At 64.5% G+C, this 17,326-nt stretch carries 9 protein-coding genes; all 9 read right to left on the minus strand.

All coding sequences use genetic code 11. The annotated features are described in order from the left end of the window. Nucleotides 1–144: 144 nt before the first annotated feature. The 9 genes from KKR91_RS11385 to KKR91_RS11425 all read right to left on the minus strand — a co-directional run bounded on the left by KKR91_RS11385 (nucleotide 145) and on the right by KKR91_RS11425 (nucleotide 16,877). Nucleotides 145–2,994, minus strand: a complete 2,850-nt coding sequence (locus KKR91_RS11385; RefSeq protein ID WP_210229642.1) for a CDP-glycerol glycerophosphotransferase family protein — start codon at nucleotides 2,992–2,994, stop codon at nucleotides 145–147. 107 nt (nucleotides 2,995–3,101) lie between these two features. Beyond that, entirely contained in the window at nucleotides 3,102–5,861 is a 2,760-nt protein-coding gene (locus tag KKR91_RS11390; RefSeq protein ID WP_210229644.1) for a bifunctional glycosyltransferase/CDP-glycerol:glycerophosphate glycerophosphotransferase, read from the minus strand. Further along, the gene (locus KKR91_RS11395; RefSeq protein ID WP_210229647.1) at nucleotides 5,854–8,982 is read right to left on the minus strand and encodes a bifunctional glycosyltransferase/CDP-glycerol:glycerophosphate glycerophosphotransferase; all 3,129 of its coding nucleotides are present in this window, start codon (nucleotides 8,980–8,982) and stop codon (nucleotides 5,854–5,856) included. Before KKR91_RS11395 ends, KKR91_RS11390 begins: the two co-directional genes overlap by 8 nt. Continuing rightward, on the minus strand, nucleotides 8,979–10,271 hold the full coding sequence (wecC, locus tag KKR91_RS11400; protein WP_237687356.1) for a UDP-N-acetyl-D-mannosamine dehydrogenase: 1,293 nt from the start codon (nucleotides 10,269–10,271) through the stop codon (nucleotides 8,979–8,981). Before wecC ends, KKR91_RS11395 begins: the two co-directional genes overlap by 4 nt. Continuing rightward, complete coding sequence (locus KKR91_RS11405; protein ID WP_210229651.1) at nucleotides 10,252–12,153, minus strand: glycosyltransferase family protein; 1,902 nt, start codon at nucleotides 12,151–12,153, stop codon at nucleotides 10,252–10,254. The genes wecC and KKR91_RS11405 overlap by 20 nt, the downstream gene beginning before the upstream one ends. A 6-nt stretch (nucleotides 12,154–12,159) precedes the next feature. Continuing rightward, nucleotides 12,160–13,059 carry an ABC transporter ATP-binding protein gene (locus KKR91_RS11410; protein WP_210229653.1) on the minus strand — a complete coding sequence of 300 codons (900 nt, stop codon included), beginning with the start codon at nucleotides 13,057–13,059 and terminating at the stop codon, nucleotides 12,160–12,162. Continuing rightward, nucleotides 13,046–13,894: an ABC transporter permease gene (locus tag KKR91_RS11415; protein WP_237687357.1), complete on the minus strand. Its 849-nt coding sequence runs from the start codon at nucleotides 13,892–13,894 to the stop codon at nucleotides 13,046–13,048. The genes KKR91_RS11410 and KKR91_RS11415 overlap by 14 nt, the downstream gene beginning before the upstream one ends. A 38-nt stretch (nucleotides 13,895–13,932) precedes the next feature. Next, entirely contained in the window at nucleotides 13,933–15,678 is a 1,746-nt protein-coding gene (locus KKR91_RS11420; protein WP_210229657.1) for a glycosyltransferase family 4 protein, read from the minus strand. Continuing rightward, entirely contained in the window at nucleotides 15,675–16,877 is a 1,203-nt protein-coding gene (locus KKR91_RS11425; RefSeq protein WP_210229659.1) for a glycosyltransferase family 4 protein, read from the minus strand. Before KKR91_RS11425 ends, KKR91_RS11420 begins: the two co-directional genes overlap by 4 nt. Nucleotides 16,878–17,326 lie beyond the last annotated feature (449 nt).

Consider the following 17,326-nt stretch of genomic DNA (forward strand, 5'->3'; position numbering starts at 1 on the left):
TGCCACCTACTGCGCCCTGACCGGCGACCTGAAGTTGCATTCCCCCACGGTTACTCTACCGTCGTTCGCCATGCAGTATAAATTCTCATCAGTGGCATTGGGCCGCTCGGCAAGTTTTGCCTTGTTTTTCCATCGTAGACCCAGCTACCAGACAGCTTTTGCTGCCCGGGCCGCTGCGCTGCCGTCGTCCATGGGAGCATACCTTCGAGTAAATTGTCTGTAGCGGCCTCCATTGGGGCCAGAGGAGGGATGATCCGCCAGAATTGCTGCCACCAGGTCATCCGTACTAGTCACCATTGGACCAGGTGCTTCTTCTTCAAAACCGAAGTAGAAACCGCGCTCGGAATCCCGGTAGCGCGCCAGATCCGGCACCAGGAAATACATCGGTTTGCCAGTGACGCAAAAATCGAACATCGCCGACGAATAGTCCGTCACCAGCAAGTCCGCTGCCAGATAGAGATCGTTGATCTCCGGATACGTGGTCACGTCGATGAAGTGGTTCTGCCCTGTGGTCTTCCTGCGCCCTGCAATCTTGTGGTGCCCCCGATAGAGCAGCACATACTCCGGGCCCAAGCGTGCCACGGCGGCCTCGAAGTCCAGATAGGGATCGGCCATGGACCGGTTGTCCCGCCAAGTCGGCAGGTAAAGCAGTACCTTCCGGTCATCTGCTATCCCCAGCCGGCGGCGGGATTCCAGCCGGCGGCCAGCTGCTGTTTCTGCCGTCAGGGCGTCGTTGCGCGGATAGCCAAAAACGGCCGGCTCCCCCCGGTATCCGAAAGCTGATGCCAAGGTCTCCGCGGCAAACTCACTCTGCGAGAGCAGCATGTCCCAGGCAGCCGCTTCGCGCTGCAAAAGGGCCCGGTAGGAGGCCGTTGTGCCGTCCACAGGGGTGTCGGAGCCGATCCGCTTGAGCGGGGTCCCGTGCCACGTCTGCACATAGAACTGCTCGGGACGCTTGCGGAAATAGTGCGGAAAGTTGTTGTTGTTCACCAAGTAGCCTGCCGTGGCGAGCAGCCGGAACCATTCCCGGCTTTCCCTCAGTACGGGCGTGCAGTCTGGAGGAACGGGAACTGAAAAATCAGCAACGGTCCAGTATCGGTGCAGACGGGGATGGGAGAGACCGAGGACGTCGCTGATTGCCCGGCCGCTGTCGGAGCAGAACTTGCCGTCGAAGGTTTCAAAGAGCACGCTCCCCCGGTCCATGGGCTCAGCAGACCCGGAATAGTCAGAGATCAGCCGGGCACGGTTTCGCGCCGTGCGCTCGTCGGCAGTTCGCGGAGCGGAAACCCTCAGCACCAGGTCCTGTTCGTTCCCCTCCCCCACCAGTTCCAGGCTCGTCAGCTCCAACAGGGCCCGAAGGGGCAACTCAGCGAGCAGCGATCCCAGGGCAGGCACCCGCACGGCACGGACCCGGCCATTTTCATCTGTCACAGTTCGCAACACGCGGTAGTGCCCTGATTCCAGAGCACTCTCCCCCAGCCCCCATTTGTCCTGGGTCAGGGGAAACACAGTACGGAAACTGCCATGGCCGTCCAGCCAACCGGCGGAAAGCGGCCTGACGTCGTTGCGGTCAGTTCTGAGCAGCAACTCCGGCGGCGCCGCATGCGGCTGATCCGATAAACAGCCCAGCCGTCCGTCCAAGACCAGTGACATACCATCGGCACTTACAGCCGCATTGCTCAGGGTCACGCGTTCGGGGCGCAGCACTACCTGCAGATATCCGTAGCCGGTGCACTCGGTGCGCAGCGCCGCCGTAGGATCTGAAGCAGCAGCCAGAGTGTCGCTGCTGCCGGCCCACCCCAGTGGCTCCGTTCTGCCGTTCGGCAGGAGTGCCTTGACCGTCCAGCGTTGTTCCGCAGTGCCGGCGGGCAGGCTGCCGGGGACTGCTGCAGCATCTACGCTGAACACAGAGCCGGAAAGGTCCGGGCGGAACTCCACCGGCGGTTCGCCGGCAACAGCCAGATGGAGCGCAGCAGGCACGGGGCCAGCCGAGCGTTCAAAGCGCACCAGCACCACACTGCCGGCTACCTCCACGGCAGCTGTCGTACATGAATAGCGGACGGCCTTCAGCCGCAGGCCCTGGGCTCCGTCCATCAGCCCGATAATGCGTGTGCGGTCATCCGTGAATGGGCCGACCGGAAGCCGCCGCGGAAGGGTGTCCGGGTCCCGGGTCCGGATCACGTCGGACACGGAAATATCCCCGGCGCGAAGCGTCACGTGCACCGCCCATTCGGATGCCCCGCCGGAATCCTGCTGCAGCTCCGACAGAGCACGCGACTCCACCGTTGCGGTGAAGGCCGCCCCGGCGTACGACTGCCAGCGGTCCGCAGCTGGAATGTCAATGCGGGGGTCCTGGTCCCTGCTGACCGCGAGCGCGGACACGCAGCTTGAGCCGGAGTGCCGCAGCCCTACCTCAAGGGTGCAGTCCGCAGGATCTATCCCGGGAAGGTAGGCCCAGCCCTGAATTTCCAACGCTCCCGCGTCGCTCCAGGCGAAGCCAGTCACCCGTGAAGACAGCGGCAAATCAACTGCGCATAAGCTGAGCAGTGAAGGGTCAACGGGTTTGCTCAACTGGGCCAGATACGGCGGCACGGCGGTCGCAGAACAGGCTGACCCCGCTGCTTCCTCAAGGGGATAGCTCGCGCCATAGTCCTGCAGATCGGCGAGCACCAGAAGAACGTCGTCGCGTCGCCCCTCTGCGAGCAATGAGAGCAGTACCCGCTGATGGACCTCCAGGGAGTTTTGCAGGGCGTATTGTCCCGTCGTGCCTTGAAGTACAGCACGGACAAACTGCCGCAAGGTGTTGAACTGGTCCGGTCCGCTGTGCTGGACGTATTCCACGTGCTTCTTCAGATCAGCCAGCCGCTGCCCATACCAGTGCCGGGCCTCGGCGTCCGAAGCTTCCGCCTCCACCACGGCGGCGGCAGTGGACACTGTGTCCAGCCAACTGCGCAGCGCAGCCGCATCCGGTTCCGGGGCGGGTACAGGATCCATGAGCGGTGCCGACCAGGCAGCCGGCACCTGCGGCCCGGATTTCGCGGACTCCGCCCCTACCCGCTGCCGTAGACCCTTCACACCCCGCCTGAGCCAGTCAGCACTTTTCATTTAGTGTTGCCCGTCGGCTGAGTGCGGCCAGTCGTCTGCGGGACTCCCGTGAGGGAATGCTGCTGATTCCACGGACGCCCAAGATTCTCCACGGCCACGGTAATCCGCTCACAGGACCGCGAATCCCAGAACGGGAACGTTGCCCTCACCCGCTCCTCGTACAGCTGCTCACGGACCGAACCAGCGGCAACAATGCGTTTCAGCTCCCTCAACGCGCCATCAACGTCCGGCGTCACGGGGCCGAAACCGTGCAGGGTGTAGTCGAAATATCCCTTCCGGTACACATGTTTGCCTCGGAAGATCTCGTCACCGTCAAAATGCATGTAAACGACGTTGCTCCCGGCGTAGGCGGCGTCGAAGGCGATGGAGGAATGGTCAGTGATCATGGTGTGGGCCTTGACCAGTTCATCCTGCACGCTGACATCGCGGTATCTCACGGCCTGCACATACTCCGGAAGGTCCAGATACGGCACCACGAATTCAAACTCCGGGTGGGGCATGAAGACCACGCTCAGATCGGAGTTGACGCTCAGCTCCTTCAACTCCGTGGAGCGCAGCAACGCCATCCAGTTCGCGCCGAAGTCCGTCGCTTCAAAGGCCAGGGCTGCCTCCGCAGGAGTTTCGCAGACTTCGATGACCTTCTTTACATACTGGCGCCAGGTTGGCGCTATCAGGACATTGCGGCGCTGTCCGACGGGGGTGGCCAGCGCAGCGGTGCGCAGGGCATCGTAGCGGGGCAGACCGACAAGCTTGCTCTGGTGGCCCGACAGCCGGTATACGCTATTGTCTCCGGCAATGGACTCGTATTCACCGTGGGTGGTCGTGACCATCACCCCGATGTTCTTGCCGTTGATCCAGCGGGACATGTCATCCTTAATGATGCCGTGCTGGAGGTAGATGAATTTGGCCTCCCCGTCGCCAAAACGCTCCCGGCTCACCGGATACTCGACGTTCCAGTTGGCGTGCGAGGACAGCTTGTAGGCAGCGTTCAGGGCCAGGAGCACCGATTTGTCCGAGCCGTAGGGAACCAGGCGGAAGCCGTCGGCCTGCAGCCGGGGCCAGTCCGGGCAGTCCTGTTCGATCACAAAGAAGGCGTTGATGTCCGGCCGGTGCTGCCTGAGGTACCGGTACAGGTGTTCGGCGTTGTCATCGGCCCGGTCGATCCGGTCCATGAGCAGCCAGGCGTCCTTGTACCGCGCTTGAACCTGCTCCGTGTGGGCCTGGCGGATCAGGGCGCGATCGGCTGCTGACCGCCGTTTTGCGGCCACGGCTTTGAGCTGCCGGGTGAGGATCCGGTTGGCTGCCGCTGCAGCCGTCCGGGAGCTGGACTGCCCGCTCAGGACGCCCCGGACGGTAAAGCTTGCGCGTGCTCTGGCCAGCTTCCGGGAAATCTGCCCGGTTCTTCCCGCCGAAGTCCCGGGGCCCCGCGCCAGCTGCAGATAGGAAGCGGGCGCAGGTTTCCGGCCGGCCTGCAGTGGAACTCCGCGGCCGGTCGAGATGGTCGCGTCCACTCCGTCGAGCCGGATCCGGGTTTCCTCGCCGGACGGCAGCACCAGGATCCGTTCGCGGATCAGGATCCGTCCCAGTACCCGGTGCTCCATCACCTTCGCTGCCACCGGGGCGCGAGGAACGCCGTCGACGTCGAACTCCTCATGCGGCAGGGCATCTTGGTAGAGGTAGTGGTAGGTGGTGACCTCTTGCACCGGATCCGTCGACCCTTCGACGATTGACCGGGCTGTGGTGCGGAGGCCCTTGTAATGGGAGCGGAGAATGTTGTGGAACAGCCAGCCCTGGCTGACCACGCTGAACGTGTCGATAACGTCCTGGTCGATCAGCGCAATAATGCTCTCCAGCAGGCGGTGCATGTTGGTTTGCTGCTCTGGTGTCGCCGAGCCGGTGTCGCTGTGCATCCGCTTGTCATCGATGTAGAACCAGACCAGGTCATAGAGCACCATGTACTGCGCCCAGTGCGGAACCTGCCCGGCGCTTTCGCGCACTGCCTCAAGCATCCCCAGCCAGCCATGCTCGGGAAGATCGCTGTAGGCGCGGGGATCTCCCCAAGTTCCCTGCACCAGTGACGCGCCGCTCTGACGCTGCCGGCGGTAATAGTAACTGGCCGAGGCCACCAGCCCGACAACCGGGCGGGATACTGATGCCAGATAGCGGCCGATGAGATGGGCGTCCTCGAACTTGGGGCGGATCCGCTCGTCGAAACGCAGATTGTGCGTGTCGAGGACCTCCCTGCGGAGGAAGGTGGTCGGTCCATGCATGTGGATGCATTCCGGGTTCAGGTCCAGGTCCACCAGTTGGTCACCGAGACGGAACTTCCGGTTCAGCAGATGGCCCTGCGACGTCTGCAGAGATGCGTCATTGAACTGGACAAGACGTCCGGTGAGCATCTGCGCCGACTGCTGCGTGTCACGGGTTATGAAATCGGCAATCCGCTCGAAGTATCCGGGATGGAAGGCATCGTCGGGATCGCAGAACGTCACCCACTCGTTCCGGATCAGGTCCAGTCCGGCGTTGCGCGCCGAACCGGGGCCCCCGTTCGTTTTGCGAACCAGCCGGACGTTGGGCCGCGACTGTGCCCATTGCGCCACCAGCTGAGCCGACTCGTCGGTGGATCCGTCATCTATGACAACGATGTCCAGATCCTCGACCGGATAGCTTTGGATCTCCAGCGACTTCAGAAACGCCGGCACATACTCGGCCACGTTGTACAGCGCCACTACGAGGGAAAATTGGCCCTTAGCCACGGTGGTCTCCAGTTGCGTTTAATTGGGGAACGGCAGTCAGCAGTGCAGCGGCCGCTGCCCCTGCCGATATGCCTTGATCGGCGGAGGCAAAACGGTTGGCGAAATCGGAAGCGCCGGGATCGGGTGCGGTCAGCCGGTGAATCAGAGCGTCAATGAGCTCAGCGGAGTTTGAGGCCAGCGTGGCCGGCAGAACCTCCGCAGGGTCCAGATACAGCCCCCGCGAGTTCCTGTATTCCCCCAGGTCAGGTGCCAGCAGAAGGATTGGCTGCTGCAGCACCGCGTAGTCGAACATCGCCGAGGAATAGTCAGTCACAAGCGCATCCGAGGCAAGATACAGGTCGTTGACCTCGGGGTGGTCCGTCACATCGATCGCGGCGGGATGCTCGTCCAGCCGTCGCTGGCCGGCCACGTTGTGGTGGCCGCGGATCAGGAAGGTCCAGCCCGGCCCCAGCTGCCGGCTGGCTTCGGCCACGTCGAGGAACCCTACCCAGTCCGAGCGGCCGGCCCCGTCCCGGGCGCTGTCACGCCAGGTGGGGGCGTAGAGCAGCACCTTCTGACCCGTGGGGATACCGAGCAGCGTGCGCACCGTGTTCCGGGTCTGCCCGGCCTCCGGATGCAAGAGGGCATCGTTGCGCGGATATCCTGCGGTGAGCACCTTTCCGCTGTAGCCCAGCGCGACAGGCAGCGTGGCGGCGGCAAAGTCATTCTGCGCCAGCAGCAGGTCCCACCATTGCGCCTCCCGCGCCATCAGATCCCGGTAGGACAGGGAGAGCACCCGCTGCGGCACGTCCAGCCCGATTTTCTTCAGGGGGGTTCCGTGCCAGGTCTGCAGGTAGAACTGGCCCGGGGATTTGCGGAAGTACCAGGGGAAGTTGTTGTTGTTCACCAGCCGCCGCGTGGACGCGAGTTTCTCGTACCACTGCGCCGATCCCTGCAGCAACGGCACCGCGTAGTCCGGAACCGGGACGGAAAGGTCCGCTACGGACCAGTAGAGGGGTTCGTCGAAGCCGGTGGCGGCCAGGTAATCGGAGATGGCCCGGGGACTGTCGGTGCAGCTTTTCCCGCCGAAACTCTCGAAGAAGATGCCGGGCGTGAGTGCCGGAGGTACCGCCTCGGCGCCGAACACCTCGCGCCGCAGCCGGTACTGGTTGAAGGTGCCGGTCTCGGTGTCTGCCAGCGGGGCGGCGATGGTGACGGCCATGGCACCGGCAGCCGTCCGCAGTGCGCGCACGCGTGCCGCGGGGACCAGGGTGCTGGTGAAGCTGCGGGCCGTATCTTCTGCCACCGGAACGGCCGGGTCCTGTGGCCCGGCTGCTCCCCCAATCCGCCAGCGCAGCGTGTAGGAGCCCGAGGGCGGTGCCGGCAGTTCCCTCCCCCATTGCGCGGCGTCGAGCGGGAACCGCAGCCGGAGCCCGCCGTCGGGCAACGGAGTGGCATCACTGGCCGGGATGCGGAAGCGTGCGGTGACCAGGGCGTAGCTGGCTGTCGCCGGGGCTGCAGCCACGACCACCTCAACGACGTCGGCATCCGGGCCGGCGGTGAACCCGGTGACTGCCGGCCCGGCGGTCGTGGAGCGGGACGCCGGCATGCGCCCGGCGGGTGACGGTGCGGGCAGGGGCACCGTGCGTTCCACGCGGTGTCCGTCCACTTCGGCGCGCAGGATCAGCTTCAGTGGCAGCGGGGATTCCAGCCGCAGGTCAAACGCCGAGTCGGCATAGCTGCAGTTCCGGTCGCCGGAGACCACGTCGAGCTCCGGATCCGTCCGGCGGTGAAGTTCCAGCGGCTGGAAGCCGTGAGGCCCGGGAACACCTGCGGCGAGGCTCACGGCGGTGCGGCGCAGGTCCACGTTGCGCAGGCAGGCGTACCCGTGAACGGTGGCACCACCGTCGTTCTTCATAACCGGCGGCTCGAGGGCCGCCACCAGTTCAAGGTGCGCCGGAAGGACTTCCAGCAATCCGCGGTCCACAGGCACATCAAGAACCTGAAGCAGGGGCGGCTCGGCGAAGATCCGTCCGTTCTCGAACACGAGCGGGCTTGCGGTGCCGTTGTTGATCCGGTCCACCACGGCACGCCGGATGTCCTCGCGCCGGCCGCCGGCGGCCAGGTGCAGCAGGACGCGCGCCTGCGGATCAATGTCTTCAAGGTGCCGCTCTCCGGCGGCGTAGAGGCTCCGGACCCCGTCGTGAAGCTGCTGCCAAAAGTCCTCGTCGACGTCGGGCACCTGCTCGATGTAAGGGATCAGATCCGATCCGAGCAGCCGCCGGTACCAGTGGGCTCGGGCCGAAGGCGGTGCCTCCGTTTCAAAGAGCGCCGTGACATCGCTGGCCACGGACAGCCGGTCCTGCAGGTCCTGCAGCAGGTATTTGGCCTGCGTGATGGAGGAACCGTCTTCACGGATCCTCCACCAGTAGACGGTCTCGGCCAAGACGTCGAAGGACGCGGCGCGCAGGTAGGCCCGGGCGGTGGTTTCCTGGTCCTCATACCGGATGCCCTCGGGCATGGCGCCGACATGCTGGTCCCAGAACCGGCGGCGGAAGACTTTGTTCCACAGGAACACGTCGTCAACGACGGCCGGGTGATCCGCCACGGTAACGCCGGTGCGGGTCTGCGCATGGATTCTTTCGGCCAGCCGGACCGGCGTCTTTTTGCTCCCCCGGATTCTGCCGTACGATCCCACGCAGAAATCGGATCCGGTTTCTGCCAGCGTCGCCATCATGAGCGCGTAGGCGTTACCGGGTACGACGTCGTCGGCGTCTGCGAAGGTGAGGAACTCGCCGCGGGTTGCGGCGATCGCGGTGTTGCGCGCTCTCCCGTTGCCGCCGTGCGGCAGCCTCAGGACGCGGATCCGCCGGTCGTACCGGGCGTACCCGGCGGCTATTGCCACGGATTCGTCGGTGGAACCGTCATCGACAACCAGGATTTCCAGATTCACGTAGCTCTGGTTCACAAGGCTGGTGAGGCAGCGCTCCAGATAGGGTGCCACGTTGTACATGGGCACCACCACGCTCAACAGCCCGTGGGCCTGGCGGCCGCTGCGCGCCACCGTGCGGCGGACCCGCGCCTTCAGCGCCGGATGAAGGTCCGCGCCGGCCGAGGCGAGCCGTTTGGCAAATCTGCTCATACCGTGGTGCGCCAGAATCCCCTTGTGTCAATGACTGCTTTTCCGGCCAGCTGCTCCGGGCGGATTTCCCGGAACGCGTCGTGGTCCACCAAAAGGACCACGGCGTCGGCGGCGGCAACGGCGTCACCGGTGGCCGTCACGGTCACGTTTGGCAGTTGGACCAGTTCTTCGGGAAGCGTGGCTCCGGGGAAGGACAGCCCGACCATAATCCGGGCAGCGCGGTTTTCCAGCGCCAGCCTGCGGACAATCTCCACGGCGGGAGATTCCCGGGTGTCATCAACGTTCGCTTTGAACGCCAGCCCCAGGGCTGCGATGACGGGCTCAGCGATCCCTGCGACGGCTGCATTCACCTCTGCGACGACGTGGCCGGGCTTGGCGTCGTTGACCTCCCGGGCGGTGCGGATCAGGCGCGAGTTCTCCGGGTCCGCCGACACAATGAACCACGGATCCACCGCGATGCAGTGGCCACCCACCCCAGGGCCGGGCTGCAGAATATTCACGCGCGGGTGGTGGTTGGCCAGTTCGATCAGGTTCCACACGTCAATTCCGAGGTTGTCGCTGATCACGGAAAGCTCGTTGGCGAACGCAATGTTCACGTCGCGGTAGGCGTTCTCCACCAGTTTGGCCATCTCGGCCGTGGCTGCATCGGTGAGGTGGATGCTTCCCTGGCAGAAGATGCTGTAGAGGCCCGCCGCGGCGGATGCCGCTTCCGGTGTGAGCCCGCCGATGATGCGGTCATTGGTGACCAGTTCAATCATGATCCGGCCGGGCAGCACCCGCTCAGGGCAGTGTGCGAATAGGACGGCGTCTTCGCCGTCGTTCGCCTTGGCTGCCAGATCGGGGCGCAGCTCGAGGATTACGTCTGCCATCCGCCGTGTGGTGCCGGGGGGTGAGGTTGATTCCAAGATGACCAGGTTGCCGGGTCTGATCCGCGCAGCAATGTTCCGGGCTGCCTGCTCCACGTAAACCAGGTCCGCGGTCTTATCGTCCTTGAACGGGGTCGGAACGGCCACGATGTACGCGTCCGCTTCCGGCATGTTTCCCTGCGCTTTGAGGAAGCCCTGACTCACCGCTCCTGCCACGTGCACGCCCAGGTCAGGCTCCACGAAGGGAACCCGACCCTCGTTGACTGCTTCCACGGTGTACGGATTGACGTCAACGCCAATCACTTTCAGGCCCTTGCCGGCCAGGATGGCCGCGGTGGGCAGCCCGATGTAGCCGAGGCCGACGACAGCGACGGCGGCGATGTCAGTTGCCGCCTCACCGGCGTTATATGTCTGTGTGTTCACGTGGTCCCCCATAAAATTTCACATCTCCTGAGGCCACCAGAGTGGCGTCGTCGACCTGCCAAGTATGTCCGGATGCTTCCCGGACCTGAAAATAGTTGAAACGGTCTGATGAGTAGATGCGTTTGCCGGCTTCGGCTGCCTGCCGCAGGAAACCGGTGTCCTCGCCTAGTCCCAGTGCAGGGAAGGGCAGCTCCAGGACAAGGCTCCGGCGGGCCACGATGGTGGGGCCCATGACAAAGTCGGTGTACCGGTGTTCCCGGTTCCCGAAACGCAGCACCGTGGCGTTGGAACTGCGCAGGTGCATGTAGTGCGCCTGCTTACCAACGATGTCCGCCCCGGAGTAGTGCAGGGCGTGCAGCTGGTCGCTGAGGTAGTGGGGGCCGTAGTGATCGTCATCATCCATCTTCGCCACCACATCGCCGCTGGCGGCGGCCGCGCACCGGTTCAGGCACTCGCCCAGGGAAACCTCTCGCCCGGCGGTCAGCACCTGCACCTTGGTCAGTCCGTGCTGAGCCTGCAGCTGCTCCAGCTGTCCCGGCTCCAGTTCGAAACCGTGGGTGAGGAGCACCAGCTCGACATCTACGCCTTGCTGCCGGGCGAGGGTGGCGAACAGGCTCTCCAACTGGTGCGGGCGGATGGTCGGCACCAATGCCGAGACGGTGGGCCGGCTAAGCGGCCGACCCTGGTCCGGAAGAGCAGCCGCCAGGACGGTTTCGGCCCGGTGCGCGTAGGTGTGCTGTTCCCAGATGCGGCGCTGGGCCAGATGGACGGTGCGGTCGTTGTACTCCGGATTGTTGGCCAGGCCGCGGCTCAGCGCCGCTGCTTCCTCCCGTGTGTGTGCCACCGGAACTTCCGTCCGAGCGAAGAACTGCTCGACAGCGGCGCTGGGCGTACTGATAACAGGAGTGCCCGCGGCGCTGATTTCAAAGATCCGCCGGGCGCACATACTCGGTGAGTCCACCACCGAATTGACGTTCAGGAACACTTTGTACGCTTTGTAAGCCGAAAGCATCTGCGCGTAGCTCAGCGAGCCAACCACGCGGGAGTTCAGCGGCTCGGGGAACTGGTAGTTGGCGTCGCCGCCCAGCTTCCGGGAGAAGATTTCCAACCCGGTGGGCAGTCTGGCCGAGGCATCCATGGCTCCGCCCAGCAACAGGTCCATCTGCTCCCGGCGCTCCGGATACTTGTGCGCAAAGTACATGCCGGCAAAGGCAATGTCCCGGGAATGCCGGCCGTGCCGCGGGCGAACCGGGTTGTGGATGGCGGGCTGTGCTGCAAAGGGAAGGACCGCGATGTTCTCGTGGCCAAGGTCCTGCCGGTAGAACGGCACCCGGCGCACGTCGGAAGTGAATACATGATCGAAGAGCGCCGCCGCCGGCAGGAAGTCTTCGTAGTGGGGCGGGTCTTCCTTGTTCCAGAAGACCGTGGGAATGCCCTGTTCGCGACTCCACTGCAGCAACTGCACCAGTTCGGGGGCTGGACCAGTGGGCCCGGCGAGCTTGCCGCGCCAGAGCCGGATGTTGCCAGCCCAGGCGGATTCAATGAACACCAGATCCACGGCGGAGTCCGTCATCTGCTGCTGCCAGGAGACGGGGTCCAGGGCGACAGTATTCCACTCATAGGCAAACGCCATGGCGGAGAACTCGTCCAGAATCACGCCAACTGTGAGGTCACTGCGGCGGGGTACCGGCGCCGGCAGCGGCGCCGCCGGAATGGACAGCCGCCGGTTTGATCCCCGGCCGATCCAGCCTGCCTCCACCCCGCGGGGGTTGGCGGGATCCGCGAAGCCCCGTTCGGCACGGCTTCGGATTTTCCAGTCCCGGACCTGGGCGGGGCCGCCGGCGCGAAGGTGCCAGAGCCCGGTCCGAAGGTCAGCCAGCATGCGCATCTACTGTCCCCTCGTGCTGCGGCGCCCGGTGGACCGTTCCATGACCCGGGTCACGGTGAGGGCCTCCATGGCAGTAGCCCGTAGGTTCGCCGCTGTGATGTTATTGCCCTTGGACAGATGCCTGGTGAAATCCTTGTAGGCCTTCACCACGGCCTTGGGCTCGCCGTCCATCAGCAGATCGCCCTTGTCCATCCAGACAACCCGGGTGCACATTTCGAGAATGGTGTCCAGGCTGTGGCTGACAAGAAAAACGCAGCCTGCTTTGGCGCGCAGCTCATCCATGCGCTTCTTGCTGCGGTCCGCAAACTGGGCGTCACCGGTGTTCAGCGCCTCATCAATGAGGAGGATTTCCGGATCGATGCTTGCGGCAATGGCAAATCGAAGCCTCGATGCCATGCCCGAGGAGTATGACCGCATGGGCAGGTGAATGGCTTTTTCCAGGCCGGAGAGTTCGACGATTTCGTCAAACTTCTCAGCGATCTCTGCCCGGCTTAAGCCCATCGCCAGGCAGCCCAGCACCACGTTGTGGTCACCCGGCAGCTCCGAGACCAGAGCCGCGTTAACACCGAGCATGACCGGGGTGCTGACCGCGTAGACAGCACCCGTGCTCGGTTTGACCTGTCCGCTGATGAGCTTCATGAGCGTGCTCTTGCCGGATCCGTTGCGGCCTACGATGCCGATGGATTCTCCCCGGACCGCCACCAGCGACATCGGGTTCAGCGCATTGACCGTGACCAGGTTCGGTTTCGCCAGCACCCTGCGCAGGATGCGCCCCGTTCCGCTGGAGGTGTTATCCGCTGCCGGCGCCTCACTGGAGGTCACGCGGTAGCGCATGCTCACTTCGTCGATGACGATGCACGGATCCTCCCGGAGATATTCCAGGTCCTTAATCGCGTCCATAGGTTTCCTCCGCACGCCAGAAGTACACAGCTCCGATAGCTAGGGCGCCGAAGGCCCAGCAGCTGAGAATGGCCCAGGACTGCCAGTCCGGTACCGTGCTGTACAGCAGCACATCGCGGACGATGTCCAGGACGTTGAACAGCGGATTCAGTTTGATGATTTCCAAGAGCACGGGTTGGTCTATGAAGCGCTCATAGGAGTAGAACACCGCGGACGCATACATCCAGGCCCGCAGCGCGAAGCTCAGGAGATGCACCACGTCATTAACCTTGGAAATGACGCGGGCAAGGATGAGTCCCACCCCCAGGTTGAAGATGCTCTGCAGCAGCAGCGCCGGAATGATCAGCAGCCCCAGCCATGTGATTTCCTCGGTGGGCGGGATAACGAGAACGATCAGGACCATGACGATGAAAACCGGGATGTTTGCCAGAAGTTCCCGCAGGTTCACGGCGATGGGCAGCGTTGCCCGCGGAAAGGTGAAGGCCTGAATGACGGCCCGGTTCTGCTGGATCGAGCGGCCGCCGTTGGTGATGGCGCGCGAGCTGTACTGGAAAAGGAAGATTCCAATCACCAGGTAGCCGATGAAGTTCTCAATGCCACCGCCTGTTCCAAGCAGCAGCCCGAAGATCAGGAAGTATGTCAGCCCGTTCAGCACCGGGTTCAGGATCAGCCACATGCTGCCCAGCCGGTCCCTGCGGTTGCCGCTCTGCACGCGCGCCTTCGCGTCGTAAAAAACGAACGCGCGGTAGTTCCACACCGAGATGGCATAGTCCACAAAACCGGGCCGAGCCCCCACACGCTGGAGTCCGCGGACGTCCACGGACAGGGGTTTCACCTGGCTGTCTCCCCTAGCACCCGCCTTAGCACCCGCCATCAGGCGGCAACCGTCAGTGAGTCATATTTGTCCAGACACAGCTTGGCGTTGGCGTGCCAGGTCCGGGTAGCCAGAACCTGCGCCCGCCCGTTGGCGCCGAGCCGGTCGCGCAGGGATGGATCGGCCAGGAGCCGGTCCAGCGACGCGGCCAGGGACGACGGGTCCTCTGGCGCAGCCAAGGCGCCGTTGTCGCCGTCGTTCACCAATTCCCGAAGTGCCGGCAGGCTGCTCGCGACCACGGGGGTGCGGCATGCCATGGCTTCGACGGGTTTCAGCGGGGTAACCGCTCGTGTCACGTTCAGATCCTTCCGGGGCACCACAAATACATCGAGTGCCTGATGATACAAATGTGCGTTCTCGCGGGATACACGGCCCGGGAACAAGACCCTGCCGTTGATCCCCAGCTCGGCCGCGAGGGCTTTCAACCCGGGGGCAGCTGAGCCGTCTCCGGCGATCAGGCAGGTCAGTTGTGGATGCTCCGGCGCGAGCAGTGCGAAGGCCCGCAGCAGGTCATCCAAGCCTTCATAGTCAACCAGACTGCTCACCGTTCCGATAATTTCCGGGTCCTGGGGCAGCCCCAGCTTTCTCCTGGCGTCGCGCGGTGACAGCGGTTCATTGAGGTAGTACTCCCCCACCGCGTTGGGCAGGAGGACCAGTTTGGCGGGGTCCACTCCCGCCGCCGTGATCTCTTCCGCCATGGCTGTGCCCAGGGTGGGGACCAGCGATGCGCCGTTCATGACCCGTGCCTCGCACGCCTTGAAATCAAGGTAACGCTGACTGCTCCGGGCATCATCGGACCGAGTGGATGCCCAGGTATCGGCCAGCTGACCCCGGACCTCATACACCCAGGGAATACCCAGAGCGTCAGCCACCGCGGCGGTCACCAGGCCGTTGGTGAAGTGCGTGGTGGTGTGCAGAACGGCAGGGCGCAGGACCAGCGCCAGTGCCAGCATGTCTTCCGCCTGGCGCTGCAGCCGGCGGTCCATGCCGAACGGCATGCGGGCCGGCAGCAGCCGGTGGTATGTGACGCCGTTTATCACGTCCGTGTCGCCGGCGGCCAGCTTCCCAATCTGCACGGGATAACCCAGCCGGGTCACGGCATGGACGTCCCAGCCGAGGTCCAACTGCGCCTTCAGTAGGGAATGGGTGCGCTGCGCGTATCCGCTCTGCGTGTGCGGCAGCGAATTGGTGAGCACATGGAGCACAGTCTGCGGGTGGGGCTGATAGCCCGGCACGGCGGCCAGCTCGGGCTTCCAACCTGCAAAAACCCGCGCTTCGGCAGCGAGTCTGCACTGCTGTGCGGTTTCCCGGGCCGATCCGCCGTCCAAGGCGCGGACCGCACCGTTCATGTCCCCGTTGTACCAGTGCAGCCTGGCAGCTGTTCCCCGCCGTCCGCGGGCGGTGGGGCTAACGCCCGCCAGCAGGGTAGCCGCCAGTTCCGGCAGGCCGGCAGCTGTGGCCAGATCCGCCATCCGCAGCTTCCGGCCTGCCGGGGCGCTGGCTTGTGCACAGCTGATGAGGTTGGCTTCCAGCCGGTTTTTGTTCCCGCTCAGCATGGCTTCCAGCGAGGCCAGAGTTCCCTGGCCGGGCATATGTGCAGCGGCACTAAGCAGCGGCCGGAGCACGCGAGGCCGGAGGCGGCGTGAGATCTGCAGGGCAAGCACCACCGGATCGTCCCCGAAGTGCTCGACGGCGGTTCCTCCGGCCAGGCGAAGGTTGCGCAGGAGACTAACAAGGCGGCTCACGGGGCGGTGACCCCGTTGACCAGGGTGGTCAGCAGGCCGGCATAAGCCTCAGCCAGGGCGTCCACGTTGGCGTTGTCGTTGATCCAGTCGCGCCCCGAGGTTCCGGTCAGGAGCATGGACCGGTCAGCTGCCAGTGCCCGCCACAGCTGGGCAACCTTCTCGGGATGCGCTGACACGACGTCGCCGGCGCCTGCTTCTTCAATGATCTTGCGGGCTTCGCCGAGCACGATCCCGGTGACATGCCTGCCCACAGCGAGGACCTCGTAGGTTTTCGACGGGATGGTGGTTTCGAAGGACTTCCAGTCATCGCGCAGCGACACCACACAGGTGTCCGCCTGCCGGTAATGCTCCATTACCTCGGCACCCACTGCCGGGTCGTGGAAAACCACCGGCGCATCGAGCTCCCTGGCGAGAGCCATGAGTTCGCGGCGCTGGACGCCGTGCCCCACCAGATGCAACCGGACGCAGTCCCGGGCCAGGGCGGCGGCCCGAATGACGACGTCCAGCCGTTGGCTTTCGCCGTGGTTGCCAAGATAGAGCACGCTGAGGAACTCTGCCTCTTCCGGCGGCGGCCGGAGCAACTCGCGGACTGACACGTCAACCCCGTTGCTGACGGTCGCCACGTTGCCCAGTCCCCGGTCCCGCAGCGTCTGCGCAAAGCCGTAGGTGACGGTGACGACCAGGTCCGCACGGTCCTGGATCGCGACGATAACGCGCTCGGCCAGGCCTTTGGCGCTGCCGGGAACCAGGCGCGCGTCGCGGGCAATGTCCGGCCACGCATCCCGCATGTCCACGACCAGGGGCTTCCGCAGCAGGCGAGCGGCCAGGTATCCGGCACCCAGGATAGGGAGGCTAGGGACGGTGACGATCACCACATCGGGTTTGGGGCCCAGGAGAGCTGCCGGAACGCTGCAGGCGGCCGACACAAGGTGGTCCGCGAGGCGCCCCAGCCGGGTGGTGCGGTGCCAGAGGTAGGGCACCCGGCGAACGTGTTCTCCGAATACGCCAGTATCGCGGCGGAAGGCCCGGCCTGCGTCGGATTTCGGCAGCGTACGCCGCCCATGTGGAGCGTGGGCGACGGGGGCGACGACGTCGACGTCCCAGTCCTGCTGCCGGAAGGAGCGGATGATCTGCGTCCACCGCCGCTGCGGGGGGCTGTGCTCCGGCGAGTAGGAATGGGTGAGCAACAGAACTCGCAAAAAGACTTCCCCCCGGACTGGCGCAATACGGCACCGCTATATAAGACCGTGACAGTCTACCGCGTCACCCGCTATCCCTTGCCTGCACCCTTGACAGTTGAGGAGCCGCTTAGCCGCACGTAGTAGAGAACGCCAGCACCAACGAGCCCCAGGATGACCACGACACGTACCAGCCAGCTGGTCCCGAAGGTCTTTCCTGTGTCGCTGCTGGCTGCAGCCGCAAGGGCGGTCGGTGAGGGTGAGGCCGAAACTTTCTGGGTAGCCGTTGGCGAGGGCGACGGGGAGGTACTTGACGAGGCAGACGGCGAAGGGCTGGCAGTTTCCTCGTCATCCGATAGAGGTGTCACCACCCCGGTCGCCGCGTCCCACTTGAAGTCCGTATACAACAGAGTCCCGGGATCGATAAGGTATCCGGTTCCTCCCTCGATCAGCCAACCGGTGTCCGGATG

Origin of the sequence: Arthrobacter jiangjiafuii (assembly GCF_018622995.1) — a bacterium.
Lineage (GTDB): Bacteria > Actinomycetota > Actinomycetes > Actinomycetales > Micrococcaceae > Arthrobacter_B > Arthrobacter_B jiangjiafuii.